Source organism: Spirillospora sp. NPDC052242 (genome assembly GCF_040679555.1).
In the GTDB taxonomy this organism is placed as follows: Bacteria; Actinomycetota; Actinomycetes; order Streptosporangiales; family Streptosporangiaceae; genus Spirillospora.
Window position 1 is genome coordinate 216,804 of the sequence record NZ_JBFAUZ010000002.1, and the last position, 17,893, is coordinate 234,696.

Annotated in this window: 12 protein-coding genes; 1 reads left to right on the top strand and 11 read right to left on the bottom strand. The window is 74.3% G+C overall.

What is annotated here, in order from left to right:
- Nucleotides 1-4: 4 nt before the first annotated feature.
- The 5 genes from AB0L25_RS02865 to AB0L25_RS02885 all read right to left on the bottom strand — a co-directional run bounded on the left by AB0L25_RS02865 (nucleotide 5) and on the right by AB0L25_RS02885 (nucleotide 7,188).
- The gene (locus AB0L25_RS02865; protein WP_500167958.1) at nucleotides 5-2,161 is read right to left on the bottom strand and encodes a Wzz/FepE/Etk N-terminal domain-containing protein; all 2,157 of its coding nucleotides are present in this window, start codon (nucleotides 2,159-2,161) and stop codon (nucleotides 5-7) included.
- Nucleotides 2,162-2,247: 86 nt separating this feature from the next.
- Nucleotides 2,248-3,681 carry a hypothetical protein gene (locus AB0L25_RS02870; protein ID WP_500167960.1) on the bottom strand — a complete coding sequence of 478 codons (1,434 nt, stop codon included), beginning with the start codon at nucleotides 3,679-3,681 and terminating at the stop codon, nucleotides 2,248-2,250.
- Nucleotides 3,678-4,556: a sulfotransferase gene (locus tag AB0L25_RS02875; RefSeq protein WP_500167962.1), complete on the bottom strand. Its 879-nt coding sequence runs from the start codon at nucleotides 4,554-4,556 to the stop codon at nucleotides 3,678-3,680. The genes AB0L25_RS02870 and AB0L25_RS02875 overlap by 4 nt, the downstream gene beginning before the upstream one ends.
- The gene (locus AB0L25_RS02880; RefSeq protein WP_500167964.1) at nucleotides 4,553-5,752 is read right to left on the bottom strand and encodes a phosphotransferase; all 1,200 of its coding nucleotides are present in this window, start codon (nucleotides 5,750-5,752) and stop codon (nucleotides 4,553-4,555) included. Before AB0L25_RS02880 ends, AB0L25_RS02875 begins: the two co-directional genes overlap by 4 nt.
- A complete protein-coding gene (locus AB0L25_RS02885; protein WP_500167965.1) occupies nucleotides 5,749-7,188 on the bottom strand; it encodes a hypothetical protein in 1,440 nt (479 codons plus the stop codon). Before AB0L25_RS02885 ends, AB0L25_RS02880 begins: the two co-directional genes overlap by 4 nt.
- Before the next feature lie 243 nt (nucleotides 7,189-7,431).
- On the opposite strand from AB0L25_RS02885, the gene AB0L25_RS02890 reads away from it, so the two are divergent.
- The gene (locus tag AB0L25_RS02890) at nucleotides 7,432-10,233 is read left to right on the top strand and encodes a PKD domain-containing protein (protein ID WP_500167967.1); all 2,802 of its coding nucleotides are present in this window, start codon (nucleotides 7,432-7,434) and stop codon (nucleotides 10,231-10,233) included.
- Between the two features lie 169 nt (nucleotides 10,234-10,402).
- Here AB0L25_RS02890 and AB0L25_RS02895 read toward each other — a convergent pair whose 3' ends face one another.
- The 6 genes from AB0L25_RS02895 to AB0L25_RS02920 form a co-directional block, all read right to left on the bottom strand.
- Nucleotides 10,403-12,085 carry a CBM96 family carbohydrate-binding protein gene (locus AB0L25_RS02895; RefSeq protein ID WP_500167969.1) on the bottom strand — a complete coding sequence of 561 codons (1,683 nt, stop codon included), beginning with the start codon at nucleotides 12,083-12,085 and terminating at the stop codon, nucleotides 10,403-10,405.
- Between the two features lie 25 nt (nucleotides 12,086-12,110).
- Complete coding sequence (locus tag AB0L25_RS02900) at nucleotides 12,111-13,373, bottom strand: delta-60 repeat domain-containing protein (protein WP_500167971.1); 1,263 nt, start codon at nucleotides 13,371-13,373, stop codon at nucleotides 12,111-12,113.
- Nucleotides 13,374-13,465: 92 nt separating this feature from the next.
- The gene (locus tag AB0L25_RS02905; protein WP_500167973.1) at nucleotides 13,466-14,248 is read right to left on the bottom strand and encodes a WecB/TagA/CpsF family glycosyltransferase; all 783 of its coding nucleotides are present in this window, start codon (nucleotides 14,246-14,248) and stop codon (nucleotides 13,466-13,468) included.
- Nucleotides 14,217-15,161 (bottom strand): sulfite exporter TauE/SafE family protein, encoded by a 945-nt coding sequence (locus AB0L25_RS02910; protein ID WP_500167975.1) that lies wholly within the window; start codon nucleotides 15,159-15,161, stop codon nucleotides 14,217-14,219. The genes AB0L25_RS02905 and AB0L25_RS02910 overlap by 32 nt, the downstream gene beginning before the upstream one ends.
- A gap of 140 nt (nucleotides 15,162-15,301) precedes the next feature.
- The gene (gene cysC, locus AB0L25_RS02915) at nucleotides 15,302-16,768 is read right to left on the bottom strand and encodes an adenylyl-sulfate kinase (RefSeq protein ID WP_500167977.1); all 1,467 of its coding nucleotides are present in this window, start codon (nucleotides 16,766-16,768) and stop codon (nucleotides 15,302-15,304) included.
- Between the two features lie 118 nt (nucleotides 16,769-16,886).
- Nucleotides 16,887-17,711, bottom strand: coding sequence for a class I SAM-dependent methyltransferase (locus AB0L25_RS02920; RefSeq protein WP_500167978.1), 825 nt, complete (start codon nucleotides 17,709-17,711; stop codon nucleotides 16,887-16,889).
- Nucleotides 17,712-17,893: the final 182 nt, after the last annotated feature.

Genomic DNA, 17,893 nt, shown 5'->3' on the forward strand with positions numbered 1-17,893 from the left:
GCCCTCAGAGGTGGAAGTCGTCCCGGGTCCGGTTGGTCGGGCTGTCCTCGTCGGCGCCGCCCGCGACGGACTTGTCCTGCGGGTCCGGGGCGTCGCGGCCCGCGAGCCGGTCGGAGCCGAAGTGCTGCGACGCGCCGCGCGTCCCGTGCCGTCCGGTGCCGCGCCCGGAGACCGGGCGCCGGTCGGCGGGCTTGTCGGAGCGCCGGCGCCCGGACGTCCCGTTCGACGGAGGATTCGAGGGCGGCGGGGGGCTCGACGCGGGGCCGGCCGGGGGAGGCGACTTCGCCAGCCCGCTCGCGACCGGCGTGCCCTGCGGCGGGCCGCTCTGGGACGGGCCGCCCTGCCCGGGCCCGCCCTGCGGCGCGCCGCCCTGGGGGCCCGCCGGCGGCGGGCTCTGGGGCGGCGGGCTCTTCGGCGGGCCGCTCTTGCCGGGACCGGCGGGCAGCGCGGGAAGCTGCACCGTCGTGTTGGTGTCGGACTCGTCGACCGGCGGGCGGGCCCCGCCGCCGCGCGGCGGCCCGGACCGCCGCCCGCCGCGCGCCCGGCCTTCGCCCCGTCCGTCGCCCGCGTCCCCGGTCTTGCCCCACTCGCCGGGCGGGCCGGAACGGCGCCGGTCGGCGGCGCGCCCGCCGGGCTGCTGCTGCGCGGGCGCCGGGCGCGCCGCCGTGGCGTGCCGGACGGGCCGCGGCGGCGCGCCCGAGGACGACTCGATGACGACGCCCAGCACCGTCGAGCCCGCGTGGACGACCTCCGCGTACGCCTGCTGCAGGTCCTCGCGGGTGGTCACGCCGTCCTGCACGACGAGGACGACGGTGTCGACGAGCGTGCACAGCGCCTGCGTGTCGGCGTCGTGCACGTCCGGCGCGTTCACCAGCACGAAATCGGCGCGGTCGCGGAGGGTGTCGACGGCGTCGCGCATCCGCGGGCCGCTGAACCGGTGCGTGGCCGCCGCCGGGTTCGTGCCGCGCGGCAGCAGCCGCAGCTGCGAGTCGGCGTGGATGAGCAGCGCCGCCGGGTCGGTCCCCTTGAGCAGGATCTCCGACAGGCCCTTGCCGGGCGGCAGCCCGAACGACGCCGCCGGGTCCGGCTCGTCGGCCGTCGCGTCCACCAGGATCGTGTCCGACCCCGCGTAGGCGAGCGCGACCGCCAGGTTCGTCCCGGTCGTCGAGGTGGTCGTCGCGGGCGTCGCGCCCGCCACCAGCATCGTGATCGGCGTCGCCTGGATGTTCGCGACGATCCCCGACCGCAGCCGCCGGTACGCCTCGCCCGCCGGGGTGCGCGCCCCGTCCGCCAGCGCCAGCTCCCCGCCCGCGCCGGGCGGCACGATGCTCAGCACCCGCAGGCCCATCGCCTCGACCTGCTCGCCGGTGCGCAGCCGCCGGTCGAGCCGCTCCCGGGTCAGCACCAGCGCCAGCCCGAGCAGGGCGCCCGCGACGAGGCCGGCCGCGCCGAACGTCCCGATCCGCTTGACGCCCGCGCCGCCCTTCGCCGCCGCCGGGTTGATCACCTGGCCGGGCTCCACCGGCGTGCTGCTCACGTCGTTCTTCTGCTCGTCGATCACGCCGAGCTGGTTGGCGTACGCGGTGATGCGCTGCCCCAGCAGGGTGCGCTGCGCGCTGGACGCGGTCGCGAGCTGCTGGTTGGCCTGCGTCATGTTCTCCTGAACCTTGACGGCCTGCTCTTCCAGCTTCTTCAGCTTGCCGTTGATGACGGCCTGCGCGCGCTGCTGCCGGTACTTCAGGTACGCCTCCGCGAACGCGCGCGCGCCCTTCTCGGCCGCGTCGCCGCTGTCGGCGCTGTAGACGATGTTCAGGATCTGCGTGTTCGGCGGGACGACGGTCGACACGCTCGACCGCAGCGTCGAGACGTCCTCGCCCTTGAGCCTCTGCTGGACGAGCTCGGCGACCGCGTCGGTCTGCACGAGCTGCGCCTCGGTCTCCAGGTTGATCAGGTCGTCGCCGCGCCCCTCGGGCGAGTAGGGGTTGCCCTCCAGGGGCGACACCAGCACCGACGCGGTCGCCGAGTACTGGGCGGGGAGCAGGACGCCCGCGCCGACGCCGGCCACCGTGCCCGCGACCACGAGGGCGATGAGCAGGCGCATGCGGCGCCGGAGCATCGCGACCAGCTGGCCGCGTGCCTCCGCCGAGTGCTCAACCGCCACATCGATTCCCTTCGCTCGACTCGCTCGTCCAGAGCCGGGTCGTCAACGCCATGACTTTATCTTCCGTTCACCTACGTTGGTCCGTCTCAACGACCGGCGGGCTCGGCCACAATCAGCCCCCGCGCGGGCACGGCCGTCTCGGCCAGCACCGTGATCCCGCGCGCCACCTCGACGTCGACGGTGGTCTCCCGCTCGGCGACCACGACGGTCAGATCGCAGAACGTCGCCAGCGTCAAGGTGTCCACGCTGGCCAGTTCGGGCCCGGTCACGATCACGATCTCGGCCTCCGCGCGGGCCCGGTCCACGGCCTCCCGCAGGCTCCGGTCGCCGTCGGTGATCCGCACCGTCCGCCGGACGCAGTTCGCCGTCTCCGGGAACGCCCGCGACGTCTGCACGTCGCCGTCCGGCCCGTCCTGGCGCAGCACCAGCAGCATGGTGGACGCGCCGCCGTTCGCGCACAACCGGGCCAGCTCCCGCGCCACCGGCAGCGCCGCCCCGGCGGGCGCGCCCGCCAGCAGGACGCACCGCGCGTCCTCGTCGAACACCAGGTTCCGCAGCCGTCGGCACGTCCCGTCCCGGTCGGCCTCGTCGGGTGCGGTGCGGCCGAACACCGGGATGTCGGTGCGCAGCACGACCGACTCCTCGTCGCGCATCCGGCGCGGCCGGCGGTCCCGCAGCAGCGCGATGCCGAGCGCGAGCGTCAGCCCCGCCGCCGCGCCGGTGGACAGCGCGACGTCCCGCCGCCGGTTCTCCGTGCGCTGCGGCAGGTTCGCGTACCGGATCATCTCGCCGCTGTCGAGGTCGGCGCCGTCGATCGCGGACAGCTGGTTGCGGACCTCCTTCAGCTGCTTCTGCACGGCCTGCCGCCGGGTCCGCGTCGTCAGCTGCGACTGCGACGCGTTCTCGTCCGGGAACGTCTTGAGCTGCTCCTCCAGCACCGCCTCGCGCCGCGCGAGCGACTCGCGGTTGCGCTGCCGGACGCCGCCGAGGATCTGGTGCCGCAGGTTCAGGTAGGACTCGCCGACGATCGCGGCGCCGTCCCGCGCCTGCTCCGGCGTCGGCGCCCGCACCCCGATCTCCAGCACCCGCGTGTTCGACGGCACGGTGATGGAGACCCGCTCCCGCAGCGCCTGCGGCGACCCGCGGAACCCCGGGACCGTCGCCAGCCGCGCGATGACCTCGTCGGACCGGACGAGCTGAGCCTCGGTGTCGACCGTGGACGGCTTCGGCGGGCGCGCGTCCTCCTCCTCGTCGCCCGGCCCCTGCAACTGCCCGATGTGCAGCGGCACGCGCGGCGCCAGCACGTTCACCGTCGACACGTAGGTCTTCGGCGCCAGCACCGCGACGAGCAGCCCGCCCGCCCCGAGCAGGGCGGGCAGCAGGCAGAACAGCACGAGGTGCCGCCGGGCGAACCGCGCGTACCGGGTCAGCGGGACCGCGTCCGGATCGCGGACGACCGGTTCCCGGGGCCCGCGGCCCGGCGGCCCCGTCCGGCCGGGACGGCCGCGGCGCGGTCTCATCGCCGCCAGGGCGGCACCTCGCCCAGCAGGTCCGCCAGCCGCTCGTCGTAGGGCCGGAAGTGCTCGTCCAGCCGCTCGCGCAGCGCGTCCGGCATCGGGGAGCGGGGCCGCGCGTTGGTCTGCTCGAACTTGGCCGGGTGGACGCGCGGCAGGCCGAGCCAGTCGAGGATCCGGTCATAGACGGGCTCGGGCGTCGCGAAGAAGTCCTCCGCGAAGATCACCATGACGCGGTCGCGGCCGAACAGCTCGAACAGCACCTCGATCTGCTCGACGTACCGGCTCCGGTCCAGGTACGCCTGGTGCCGGTGCGCGTGGCTCAGGTACGCCGGGTCGGCGGCGATCTTCTCGATCTCGCCCTTCAGCCGCTCCGGCTCCAGCTCCAGCGCCCGCTCGAACTCCTCCGTCTCGAAGCCGCGCATCAGCTCGTGCCGGTGCGCCGAGTACGCCCGCTCGACCGGGTCGCGCAGCGTCGCGAGCAGCTTCACGCCCGGCAGGTCCGCCGCGATCCGCCGCGGCGCCAGCGGGTGGTGCATGTAGTAGCCCGCGGACTCGAACGCGATCGGCTCGACGCCGTCCAGACCCGCCGCCTCCAGCCGCTTGCGGGCGGCGGCGCGGCGCGGGAAGTGCCCCTGGTACCAGGCCATGCCCCGCCGGTACTCGACGTCGAAGTAGTGGACGCCCTTGTGGAAGTTCGGCTGGACGAGCGCGGGATGCTCGGCGAGCGCCCGGAACAGCGACGTCGTCCCGCCGCGCTGGGTGCCGACCATCAGCAGGCCGGGCAGCATGCGGGAGTCGGCGGTGAGCCGGCCGACCGTGCGGGTCGCGCCGCGCCCGGCCTCCTTGAGCCACTGGGGTGCGTCGCGGCGGGAGATCACGGGGTTCCTCCGGAGGGCTGTGCGGTGTGCTCGGCGAGCATGTCGAGAAGGCCGTCGGCCTGCGCGCGGACCGCCTCGCCGCGCGGCCCCGTCCCGGCCCGCTGGTAACGGCAGCACAGCGCCAGCAGGTACAGGTCGAGGGTCGCCTCGGCCGCCGCCGCGGACAGCCCGAGGGGGGCGAGCACGGCGGGGGCGTCGCCGGGGCGCCGCGCGTACGGGGACGGGCCGGGGCGGCGCGTCCGCTCCTGCAGACGGTAGTGCACGAGGTCGAATCCGAGCGGCACGCGCCGCTCGAACCGCTCCCAGTCCCACAGCCGCAGGACGCCCCGGTGCCACGCCATGTTCCACGGCGTCCAGTCGCCGTGCCAGGCGCCGAACTCCAGGTCGAGGGCGCCGTGCCGGGCCTCGATCTCCTTGATCACCGCGCCGAGGCGGTCGGCGCGGGCGGGGTCGCCGAGCGCGGCGGGCGTGCCGCGGACCGCCTCCCAGAACGCGCTGCCGGCGAGCCGCTCGCGGGCGAGGCCGTCCACGCCGGCCAGCGCGCGCATGGCCTCGACGGGCGCCTCCTCGCGCGGCCGCCGGCCGCGGGCGCTCGTCGGCAGCGGCGACAGCACGAGCAGCGTCATCCCGTTCCACTCGCCGTGGTGCAGGACGCGCGGGATCTCGACGCCGGGCAGCGGACGTCCCGCGAGGTGTTCGAGCGCGGCGGCCTCGTCGGCGATGAGCGCCCGCGTCGCCGCGTTGTCGCCGACCTTGACGAACGCGGCGGCCCGCCCCTGCGGCGTCAGCGCGTGCAGGATCGGCTTGCGGTTCGCGCGGGCCGCCGGGCCGAGCCCGATGACGACGACGACGTCCCGGCCGAGGATCTCGCCGAGCCGGTCCTCGACGGACGGCCCGCCGCCGCGCACGGTGATCCGGTCGCGGAGCGTCCGCCCGGGCAGCCCGGTGCGGGCGGCCGCGGCGCCCGCCGCCCGGGCGATCCGCTGCTTGGCCGTCAGGTCGTGGCTGTACCGGCGCAGCGCCGCCGCCGCGACGCCCGGACGTCCGGCCGGCAGCAGCAGGCGGGGCGCCGCGGCGTTCGGCAGGAAGCGCAGCTCGCGGTCGGCCCGCCCGGACCCGTCGCCGGGAAAGGAGACCTCCGCGCCCGGCCACAGGTCCGCCACGGTCTCCACCCAGGGACCCGCGACGTCGCTCATGACGCCGCCTCGCCGCGCTTCGCCGCGCGCGCGTCCCGTTCGGCGCGCCACATCAGCGCGACCGCGATCATCACCGTGTACAGCGGTACCTCCACGATGTCGTAGACGAAGAGGAAGAGCCCGGACGCGACCAGCACGCAGCATCCGGCGAGCGAGTAGGCCGTGTTGTCGCGCCAGTGGCGGCCGAAGCGCCTCAGGAAGAATGCCAGGAAGGCGAGGGTGCCGCCGAGCCCGTGCGCGAACACCAGCAGCCACAGGTGGCCCTGGGTGCCGAGCGGCGGCACCGCGCACGCGTCGCAGTCGGGCCGCGACCCGCCGCCCACCGAGTTGAAGTTGCCCTGGACGTCGCGGGTGGAGCCGAACCCGACCAGCGGCGACCCGGTCACCGTGGCCTGCACCGTCTCCACCGCGAGCTGGACCCGGCGGTTGTTACTGTGCGGGTTGTTCAGCCGGTCGCTGATCATGCCGGGCAGCGGGGAGAACGCCACCACGATCGCGCCGACCGCGAGCACCGCCGCCGCCCGCGTCGCCATCTTCCAGCCGCCCGCGATGACGATGGACAGCGCCGCGTACCCGGCGATCAGCGCGAGCGCCAGCCACAGGCCCCGGTTCAGCGAGTACACGACCGGCCACAGCGACACGACGAGGATCGTGATGCCCGCGACGCGCTTCGTTCCGCGCGCCCGCGCCACCCACGTGATCAGGAAGAACGGGAGGAACAGCGCGTACGCGGCGCCCCAGGTGTTGGCGTAGGCGAACGGCGCCATCGGCCGCGCCTGCTCGTACCCGAGGATGGCCTCCACCTCGGCCGTCTTCGGGTGGACGATGTCCTCGATGAACGCGTTGGACGCCAGCGAGTTCGGCAGCAGCATCTCCACCGGCGACGTCAGCTGCAGGTTCGGCATCAGCAGGCCGACCATCCCGCCGACGGTCGTCACGATGAACATGACCCCGAGGAGGTTGCCGATCTTGCCCGTGGGCAGGTCGCGCTCCTTGGTGTTGCCGATGTAGAGCAGCACGATCGTGCAGGCGAGGTACCACGCGTACCGCCAGGCGAACACCAGCAGCCGTCCGGCGCCGCCGCTCTGCTGCGTGCCCGGCACCTCGGCCCAGAGGGTCGCCGCGCCGAACAGCACCCAGACCAGGAACAGCAGCCACGGGCCGAAGCCGCGCGGGGTGACGATCCGGTCGCGGCGGCGCCACAGGTACAGCCCCATCGGGATCGCCATGATCATGAAGATCAGCGAGCCGAGGCCGAGCAGCCACCACAGCGGGAACGGCAGGAAGACGGCCGTCAGCGGCCAGCCGGGCCGCAACCGGACGAGCGGCGGGTCCGCCCGCGCGGGCAGCCGCGGGAGGTCGGGTTCCGGCTCGTCCGGGACGCCGGTTCCCGCGCGCCGCCCGGCGGAGGAACGTCTCGTCACCGTGCCGGCCACGTGCCCCTCCCTTTACCGATGAAGTACTGGATCCTAACCTCCGCGCCGGGATGCGCCGGATGTCCCGCATGATGCACGAGGCGTGCCGTCCCGCGTGGCCACCTTCGGGCAACCGGGTGAAATGTGGGGGTTCGCCCGGAGCGGCGGGGGTCACAGGCGGTAGTGTTACCCGGCTTGACGCCCGTGAGGCAGGGCGCATCGGGGGATGTCGTTCGATCGGCAGGACGGTTGAGGAGAACACGCGTGCGCTGGAGAAGACTGTGCACCCTGGCCACGGCGACGGCACTGGCCGCCGCCGGGCTCGGCGTCGTCGCGGGCGGGACGGCCGCCGCCGCCCCCGGCGGCTCCCTGGTCAGCGAGAACCCCGTTGACTTCACCCCCCACGTCCAGGACGGCTCGGTCAAGGCGATCGTCCAGGTCGGTGACACCATCTACCTCGGCGGCTCCTTCACCCAGGTGAAGGAGGCCGGCGCGAACAAGCCGGTCGTGAACCGCGCCCGGCTGCTGGCGTTCGACGCCACCACCGGACGCCTCGACACGACCTTCGACCCCGTCGTCGACGCGGGCGAGGTCAGCGCCATCCTGCCGTCGCCCGACGGCGAGAGCCTCTACGTCGGCGGCAGCTTCAACGCCGTCGACGGGCAGACCCACCGCAAGCTCGCCCGGATCGACGCCGCGACCGGGGCGCCGATCGCCGGGTTCCAGCCGGACGTCACCGGCCGGGTCCGCGACCTGCGGATGGCCGGCGGCCGGCTCTACGTCGCCGGGCAGTTCACCCACGTGAGCGGCGTCGCGCAGACCGGGCTCGCCACGCTGAACCCGGCCACCGGCGCCCGCGACGCGTTCTACGACCTGCCGGTCACCGGCACCCAGAACGGCGGCTACACCGCCGTCATCAAGATGGACGTCACCCCGGACGGCTCCCGCCTCGTCGGCGTCGGCAACTTCACGTCCGTCGGCGGCCAGTCCCGCCCGCAGATCTTCATGCTCGACCTGACGGGCGCCAAGGCGGCCCTCGCGAACTGGCAGACGGCCCGGTACGCCGACCAGTGCTCGGCGTCGTTCGACACCTACATGCGCGACGTCGACTTCGCCCCGGACGGCTCGTTCTTCGTCGTCACCACCACCGGCGGCCACCGCGGCTCCACCCAGATGTGCGATACGCACGCCCGCTGGGAGAACGTCGCCAACGGCACCGGCAAGCAGCCCACCTGGACGAACTGGACGGGCGGCGACACCTCCTACGCCGTCGAGGTCACCGACGACGCCGTGTACGTCGGCGGTCACTTCCGCTGGGCCAACAACCCGTTCGCGGCCGACAAGGCCGGCCAGGGCGCGGTCGCCCGGGAGGGCATCGCCGCCCTCGACCCGCTCACCGGCCTCCCGTTCACCTGGAACCCGGGCCGGACCCGCGGCGTCGGCGTCTTCGACATCCTCGCCACCGGCCAGGGCGTGTGGATCGGCAGCGACACCGACATCGCGGGCGGCGAGACGCACCAGAAGGTCGCGATGTTCCCCGCCGCCGGCGGCACCGCGCTGCCGGTGCTGGAGCCCGGCGAGCTGCCCGGCGAGGTGTACTACGCGGGCGGCATCGGCACCGGCGCCCAGAACTACCTCAAGCACCGCTCGTTCGACGGCTCCGCCGCCGGACCCGAGCAGACCGGCTCCACCGCCGGCGTCGACTGGCGCTACGCCCGCGGCGCGTTCATGCTCAGCGGCCGCCTCTACTACGGCGGCTCCGACGGCGGCTTCTACAGCCGCACCTTCGACGGCACCGCGCTCGGCGCGCAGACCCCGATCGACACCGCCGACCAGCTCGTCCCCATGACCACCTGGCACTCGCAGGTCCGCACCATCCAGGGGATGTTCTACTCGGACGGCAAGATCTACTACACCCGCGGCGACGCGGCCCTGCACTACCGGCACTTCACGCCCGAGAGCGGCGTCGTCGGCGCGGTCGAGTACACCGCGACCAACAACCTCGCCGCGGTCGACTGGCGGACGGTCGGCGGCATGTTCGTCTCCGGCGGGAAGCTGTACTACGTCGACAACAACAACGGGGACCTGCGGGCGCTCACCTTCGCCGCGGGCGTCCCGAGCGGCACGCCCGTCCTCGTCGACGGCGGCGACTGGCGCGGCCGGACGGTGTTCCTGCACGCCGCCGAGCCCAACGGCAAGCCCACGGCCGCGTTCACCCGCACCTGCACCGGCCTCGACTGCTCGTTCGACGGCTCCGCGTCCACCGACGCCGACGGCACCGTCGAGTCCCTCGCCTGGGACTTCGGCGACGGCGAGACCGGCACCGGCGTGACGCCGCAGCACACCTACGCCGAACCCGGCGAGTACACGGTCAAGCTCACCGTCACCGACAACCGGGGCGGCACCGGCACCACCGAGCAGACCGTCACGGTCGCCGAGGACCAGGTGCCCGTCGCGTTCCGCGGCACCGCCGGCTACAACGAGAACACGGCGAGCGCGACCGTCACCGTGCCGCCCGGCGTCCAGGCCGGCGACGCGATGCTGCTGTTCGCGACCATGAACACCGACTCGTCCGACGTCACCCCGCCCGCCGGGTGGACCGAGGTCGGCACGCAGACGAACGGCGCCTCCCGCTCCACGCTGTGGCAGAAGGTCGCGGGGGCGGGCGACGCCGGGTCCACCGTCACCGTCGGCCTCGGCGGCATCGCCAAGGTCGCCCTGCGGCTCGTCGCCTACTCGGGCACCGCGGCGTCGCCCGTCGCGGCGTCGGCGAAGGCGACCGACAGCGCCGTCGAGCACAACGCGCCGCAGGTCGCGGTGACCGAGCCCGGCAGCTGGGTCGTGTCCTACTGGTCCGACAAGTCGTCCACGACGACGGCCTGGACGCCGCCCTCGTCCGGCGAGCAGCGCGCCGTGAGCATCGGCACCGGCGGCGGCCGCGTCACGTCGCTGCTCGTCGACAGCGGCGGCGCCGTCGCCACCGGGAACCACGGCCCCCTCACCGCGACGACGAACGCGTCGAGCCGCGGCCTGATGTGGACGGTCGTCCTGCGCCCCGCCGCCTGACCGGCGACCGGAGCGGAGCGGAGGCCGACGGTCAGGCGGCCCCGCTCCTGCCGGGGGGTGTGGGGGGGCGCCCCCCACAATGAGGCGCCTGACCCGCCGAACGCCGAAGGCCCGTCCGGAGCCGGTGCTCCGGGCGGGCCGTCGTCGTGGTGCGGGGGTCAGGCGGCGGTCAGCAGAAGTCGTTCCAGGCCCGGATGCTGGGCGCGTCGAGGAGCCGGAAGTCGCCGGTCGGCCAGTCGAGGTCGAAGTAGGCGACCCACAGGGCGTCGTTCTGCTCCAGGTACCGCGTCATGGACCGCAGCCACGCGGCGCGCTTCGCGCCGCCGTCGCCCGGGATGAGGTGGGCGCCGGTCTCGGCGACGCCGAACGGCAGGTCCTCCTGCTCGCTGACCTGGAGCACCTTCGCGTACATCTCGTCGGGCGTCTGGTACCGGTCCTTGGCGAGGTTGTAGGTGTCCCAGCCGAGGACGTCGATGACGTCCCGGCCCGGGTAGTAGTCGCGCCAGTTCCGCCGCGACTCCGCCTCGAGGCTCCAGCTCATGAGGACGAGCGTGGCCTTCAGCCGCGGGTTGTCCGCGCGGTCGGCGAGCCCGGCGAGGCGCCGCCACGCCGCACGGTAGTCGGACGCCGTGAAGTGGCCGTCCGCGATGTTGTCCTCGGGCTCGTGGTAGTACACCCAGTAGACGTCCCGGTCGTCGGGCGCCTCGGCGAACCACCGCGCCATCTTGGCGTCGTACTTCCCGGCGAGGACGTCGCGCGGGTTCATCTTGAACGAGACGACGGTCGGCCGCTCGCCGAGCTCGCCGCCGAACCGGCCCGGCCAGTCGCCGGGCGCGCCCGGGTAGAACTGGCGGACCATGTCCAGGCGGCCGTAGCGGCGCTCCGCCTCCGCGAGGGCCTCCAGGTGCGTCTCCCCCTTGCCGACCTCCAGCGAGACGCCGCACAGCGTCCTGGCGTCCGTCCTGGAGCCGCCGCCGCCACCACCGCCGCCGCGCGCGCCGGGCGTGCGGGACGACGGCGCGGGCGCCGGGGCCGCGTCGCGGGCCTGCGGCGGCGTCGCCGGACGGGCGGAGGGGGACGGGCTCGGCGCCGCGCTCGCCGACGGCGCGGGCGTCGCGGCGGGCGCGTCCGGGGACAGGACGAGCCGGGGCCCCGCGGCGGTCTCGCCCGCCCGGAACCGGACGGACGTGTGCCGCTGCGGGTTCACGAGGGCGAACGCGTAGTCGCCGGGCCCGTCGATCCAGCGGCTGACGTCGATCGTCACGCGCTCGTCCGGCGCGCCGGGGCCGTCCGGGCGGGGGAGCGGAACCTGGGCCAGCGGGCGTCCCGCGCCGGGCCGGTTCCGCCAGGTCGTCTCGTGCTCCGACCAGCCGCCGGGCAGCTCCCGCAGCTCGACGCGCTCGGGGAGGTTGTCGAACCGCTCGAGGGCCAGCTCCAGCCGCGCCGACCGGAACGGCGCCGCCGTCGACGGGACGGTGAACGCCAGGTAGCCCTCGGTGTGCCAGTCGGGCCACGCGGCGGCGCTCACGACGGCGTGCGCGCCGCGGACCGAGTCGGGCTCCTCGCGGCTGACGTAGGTGTCGGCGGACGCGGGCACGACCGTGATGCGCTCGCTGCCGTCGACGGGGGCCGTCCGGGACAGGTCGCCGGGGGCGAGCACCACGCCGGTGCCCGCGGCGGCGGCGAGGACCGCGCCGAGCGCGGTCACCCGCAGCGCCCGCCGCCGGGTGCGGGACCGGGCCCGCGCGGCGGCGGCCCGGCGGGCGCGGCGGTTCCGCGGCGGGAGCCCGTCCGGACCGGCGGGCCGTCCGAAGTTCGGCGGCGCTTCACCGCGCCGTTCCCACCGCGTCATGCCCGCTCCTCTCGCCAGTGCATGCTTACCGTAGCGGGAACATCCCGATCCGCCCATGGAACTCGCGGCCGAGCTGGTCGGTGTCACTGCCCACCAGCAGGCCCTTGGGGGTCGCGACGAGCGCCTCGACGCCGTGGCCGCGGCTGCGGGTCGGGTTCCACGCCAGCGCCTTGCCGGTCGTCGGGTTCAGCGCCGCGATGCCGGGACGTGCGACGGAGCCCGGACCGGGGGAGTCGGAGCCGTACGGGTTGTCCATCCAGCGCTGGTGGCCGCCGACGTAGACGGCGGCGCCGGTGACGGCCGTCGACAGCAGCGTGTCGCCGCCGGTGTGGTTGACCCACGTCGCCTTCTGACCGGAACCGGTCTTGTTCGTCTCGAAGCGGGCGGCGGTGTCGCACATCTGGCGGGGCCCGTACGGGCCGCCGGTCGTCGTGACGACGAAGTACGAGCCGTCCGGGGAGAAGTCCATGCCGCGCATGTAGGTGTCGAACGCCGTCCGGTTGCACGGCGACGTGTAGGCCTCGGTCGCCCAGGTCGACAGCTTCGCCGTCTTCGCCGTGTCGATCATCGCGATCTGGTAGCGGCGCTGCCCCTCGGCCCGGGTGAAGGTGCCGTTGACGACCAGCTTGGTGTCCTGCGGGTTGACGATGAGGTTCTGGACCTTCAGCTCGCCCGCGCGCGGCGCGCTCAGCGCGATGTCGAACGTGGGGTCGACGGCGCCGGTGGCGGCGTTGAGCCGCGCGAGCCCGGTGACGGCCGTCTTCCCGACCTGCGTGAACGTCCCGCCGACGTACAGCCGGCCGTCGCGCCGCACCATGCTCGACACACGGCCGTTCGGGACGGCGGGCTTGAACGCCGTCACGACCTTGCCCGTCGACACCTGGAGCTGGGCGAGGGGGCCCGTCTTGACGCCCGCGACGTTCTTGAACCGGCCGCCCACGTAGACCGTGCCGTTGGGGCCGGGCTGCAGCGCGTAGACGGTGCCGTCGATCTTCGGGACGAACGTCGTGGTGATCTTTCCGGTGGCCAGGTCGAACGAGAACAGGTTCGTGCGGGCCGCAGGCTTCGCGCCCTGGCCCGCGTTGCGCACCTGTTCGAAGTTGCCGCCGACGACGACCGTGGAGCCGACGACCGCGATGGCGCGGACCGTCCCGTCCAGGACGTGCGGCGTCGCGTCCACCGGATCGGCCGAGACGACCGAGGAGTGGGCGATGTCGGCCGAGGCCGCGGCCGGGAACAGCAGTGCTGCGCCGAGGAGTGTCGCCGCGGCGGCAGAGCGCTTGCGCATGTCGGTCTCCGGGGGAAGGGCGTTGACCCGGCATGTTCTACCACGCAATTGATCGCCGCGTCCGGGAATCGGCGCGGCCGCCCGCGTCCGGATCAGGACTGCTTGCCGTGCCGGATCCGGTGCAGCAGGACGCGCGCCAGGTAGGAGCCCAGTTCGACGGTGTAGCGGCGCCACAGCCGCCGCGGTTCCCGCGCGAGCCGGTACAGGAAACCGACGCGCAGCTTCAGGACCCAGGACGGGTAGTACTCGCGGCGCTCGGCGAGATGCTCGAAGTACGCGCCGCACGTGACGATGACGGGCGCCTCGATCCGGTCGCGGTACTCGGCGACGAACCGCTGCTGCAGCGGCGTCCCCAGCCCCACGTGCAGGATGTCGGGCGCCGCCGCGTTGATCTCGGCGACGAGCCGCTCCGCCGTCTCCGGCGGCAGGACGCCGTCCTGCGCCCAGTGCCCGTGCTGCGTGCCGGCGATCGACAGCCCGGGGAACCACGTCCGCAGGTTCTGCGCCGCCTCGTCGGCGACCCCGGGCGCGTTGCCGAACAGGAAGACGCTCCAGCCCTCCTCCGCGGGCTGCCCGAACAGGTCGTCGGTCAGGTCGTCGTTCGCCATCCGCCCCGGCACCGGCCGGCCGAAGATCTTCGCGGCCAGCACCACGCCCCAGCCGTCCGGCAGGTTCAGGTCGAACCCGTTCATGAGGTCGCGCAGCGCGCGGTCCTTCTGCGCCTTCCGCACGTAGTCGGGGTTCGCGAACGTGATCGTCAGCTTCGTCCGGTCCTTGACGGCGGCGGCGACGAACTCCCGCAGCCGTGCGACGTCGATGCGGCTGACGCGCACGCCCAGCACGTCAACGGTCTGGTGCGGCCATCGATCGTCCACGTGCGCTCCGCTTTCCTGTTTCTCCGGCTTCGCCCGGCGGCCCGGAGGGCACTGTATCCCGCTTCCCCCGGCCGACGAGCCAGGTCGCGACGGCCGCGGCGGCGATCGCGGCGATCGTCCACGCCAGCGGGACCACGCCGACGCCGAACATGTTGAGCGCGGAGGCGACGAGGACGAGCACGAGCAGGCGGCGGATGAGCCCGGCGGGGGCCCGGGAGGAGATCCGCGAGCCGAGGTAGACGCCGGGGATCGACCCGACGAGCAGCGCGGCGGTGACCTCCAGCCGGAACTCGCCGAAGAACAGGTGGCCGAGCGCGGCGGCGAACACCAGCGGGACGGCCTGCAGCAGGTCCGTCCCCACCAGGTGGTTCGGCTTCAGCGCCGGGTACAGCAGCAGCAGCGCGACGATGATCAGCGAGCCGGACCCCACCGAGGTGATCCCCACGACGAGCCCGCCGACCGCGCCGACGAGCACGGTCGGGACGGGACGCACGGTGATGGGCCCGTCGTCCTCGTCGGGCCGCGCGCGGCGCGCCAGGAGGCCGCGGACCAGGATCCCCACGGCCGCCACGAGCAGCGCGACGCCCATCGCCAGCTCGATGAAGTCGTGCACGGCCTGCCCGTCGCCGAGCGCCCGCGGGACGAGCACGCCGCAGAACGCGGCGGGCACCGATCCCACGCACAGCCACCCGACGAGGCGCATGTCCACGGTGCCCTGGCGGTAGTGGACGGCGCTGCCGACGGGTTTCATCACGGCGGACGCGGCGAGATCGCTGGAGACCGCCGCGAGCGGGCTGACCCCGAAGAAGGTCACGAGCATCGGCGTCATCAGCGCGCCGCCGCCCATGCCGGTGAGCCCGACGACGATGGCGACCAGGAACGACCCCAGCGCCATCGGCCAATCGAAGTCCATCGCCATGACCTACCAGACATGTAGGGAAACTGGCTATTACGGTAAGGGACGCGCCCCGGGCTTCGTAACCCGGGTAGGCCAGCACAAACGACACCCCTCAAGGGACGCGGTGCGTGCCTTGAGGGGTGAGGTGGGGTGGGTCAGGCGGGGCGGATCCAGTCGCCTTCGGTGAGGAGGGCCAGGACGCGGTCGACGGCCTCTTCGGGCGTGAGGCGCGAGGTGTCGATCGTGAGGTCGGCGTCGTCCGGCTCCTCGTAGGGGTCGGAGATGCCGGTGAACTCGGGGATGAGGCCGGCGCGGGCCTTGGCGTACAGGCCCTTGCGGTCGCGGCGCTCGCACTCTTCGAGGGGGGTGGCCACGTGCACGAGGATGAAGTCGCCGTGGGCCTCGACCATGCGGCGGACCTCGGCGCGCGTGGCGGCGTACGGGGCGATCGGCGCGCAGATCGCGACGCCGCCGTGCCGGGTGATCTCGGACGCGACGAAGCCGATGCGGCGGATGTTGAGGTCGCGGTCGGGACGGGAGAAGGTGAGCCCCGCGGAGAGCATGCGGCGCACGACGTCGCCGTCCAGCAGGGTGACGGTGCGGCCGCCGCGCTCGATGAGGGCGTCGGACAGGCCCCGCGCGACGGTCGACTTGCCGGAGCCGGACAGGCCCGTGAAGAAGACGGTGAGGCCGCGCGAGCGCTTGGGCGGACGGGCGACGGCGAGTTCGGCGGCGACGGCGGGCGGGGTGAACCAGTCGGGGACGGGCTCGCCCGCGTCGAGGAGTTCGCCGAGGCGTTCGGGGCTCAGTTCGGCCTGGACGTGGTCGGGTTCGATGCGCGCGACCGGGCGCCACACCTCGACGTCGGCGTCGTAGGCCCACGGTTCGGGGACGGCGACGGGGATCGGGACGTCCTCGGGTTCGTGCTCGGCGAGCAGGTGCGTCGCCCCGTACGCGGCGGCGACGTGGGCGCGCAGGACGACGTCCCGTTCGTCGTCGGCGCGCGCGGGCAGGGGCACGGGGACGACCCGCGCGGCGGGCAGTTCGCGGCGGACGGCGAGGAGGGCGCGGACGAGCGACTCGTCGTGCCCGCCGCCGAGCAGCGGCATCAGCAGGACGCTCGCGCCGAGGCGCTCGGCGACCTGCCGGATCTGGCCGAGCTGGCGGCGGTGCAGGAAGTCGCGGGTGGCGACGGCCAGGACGGGCCCGTCGGCCGGTTCCATCTCGTCGGGGCGGCGGCGCATCGCGTGGAACGGTCCGTGCGCCGGGGCGCGGAGGGCCTCCAGCGGGCCGGCGAGGCGCTGGTCGCCGGACGTCGGGTCCTGCCAGCGCTCCTCGACGGTCAGGACGGCGAGCGGGACGCCCTCGGGGTCCTGGAGGACGAGCCGGTCGTGCTCGGTCAGCTCCTTCGGGACGGAGAGGGTGACGGGCACGGGCCAGGGCGTGCCGTCGGCCAGCCGGCCGCCGGCGATGACCATCGCCGTGTCGAACGAGCCCAGGAAGCCCGTGAGCGGTCGGTAGGCGCCGGCCAGGATCAGCTCCAGGTCGGCGAGCTCCACCGGTTCCGGCGTCCAGGCGGGCAGGTCGCGCAGCGTGTCGGGAAGGCCGGCTTCGGCGGTCACCGCGGTCTCCGATCTTGCCCGGGACGGTGCCGGGCTGATCCAGGTGGGAACGTGTTCGCGCAGGAGAAAATACTGCGGCGGCTCCGGTGCCCGCATCTCCGGCGCGCCCGTGACCGCCTCAGATGACCCGGGCGAAACGGTTCTCGGGTTTGCGGATGACCAGCGTCACGTCGCTGTGCGCGGCGGTGAGGCGCCCGCGGGTGCACAGCGCGACGAGCCGGCACAGCAGGTCGGCGGGGCCCCTCCCGGCCCCGAGGCCGTCGAGGGACGCGCGGGAGGTGTACTCCTCGGCGACCATGAGCCCGCGCATCGTGCAGTACCAGCGGAGACGCCGCCGGGACGCGACCCGGTCGTAGACGGCGGGCGGCGGCGAGGCGGACGGCGACGCGGACGACGGCGGGGCGGGCGCCCGCTGCGCGGGTTCCTGCCCGGCGTCGGGCGCGCCGCGCGCGTGCGCCCCGCGCGGCGCCCGTCCGGGCCGTGGACGGCGCCGCCGCCGGGCGGGACGAAGCCGGTGCGGGAGCGTGCGGTCGAGGAAGCCGAAGGCGGTGTCGCGGTCGCGCATCCGCACGAGCAGCAGCCCGCCGGGCTTGAGCGCGGCGACGAACCGGTCCAGGACGAGTTCGGCGTGCGGGACGCGTTCGATGAGGTAGGAGGCGTGGACCACGTCGTAGGAGCGCGGCGGCAGCGGGACGGTGCGCAGATCGCCCAGGTGCCAGGAGTCCAGGTCGGTGCGCTCGCAGGTGTACGCGCGCAGCTCCGGGACGTCCATGTCGACGCCGGTGACGACGTGGGCGCGGTCGCCGAGGTTCAGCCCCGTGCCCCAGCCGCATCCGGCCTCCAGGATGTGGATCCGCTGCAGGGGCTTCTCGAGGGCGTACTGCCGGGCGCGTTCGGAGAAGAGATCGCCGCCGTCGACCGGCGGCGTACGCAGATCGGTCACAGTTCCGCAGCGTAACCGTCCGGATGCGCACTGTCCGCTATTTGCGCATTCTTGGTAACGGTCGTGTCGCGCTCCGCAATCACCACTGGTCACGGCGGTGGAAACACGGGCGGGTCGGCGGGGCGCGTACCCTGGTAGGCGGTACCGGGTCCACGCGGGATTCCGGGTCTTCGGGCTGCCCT

Bases quoted from the DNA above. Each gene is read 5' to 3' on its own strand.
- AB0L25_RS02870 (WP_500167960.1), bottom strand. From the start codon at position 3,681: ATGAGACCGCGCCGCGGCCGTCCCGGCCGGACGGGGCCGCCGGGCCGC.
- AB0L25_RS02900 (WP_500167971.1), bottom strand. From the start codon at position 13,373: ATGCGCAAGCGCTCTGCCGCCGCGGCGACACTCCTCGGCGCAGCACTG.
- AB0L25_RS02880 (WP_500167964.1), bottom strand. From the start codon at position 5,752: ATGAGCGACGTCGCGGGTCCCTGGGTGGAGACCGTGGCGGACCTGTGG.
- AB0L25_RS02910 (WP_500167975.1), bottom strand. From the start codon at position 15,161: ATGGACTTCGATTGGCCGATGGCGCTGGGGTCGTTCCTGGTCGCCATC.
- AB0L25_RS02895 (WP_500167969.1), bottom strand. From the start codon at position 12,085: ATGACGCGGTGGGAACGGCGCGGTGAAGCGCCGCCGAACTTCGGACGG.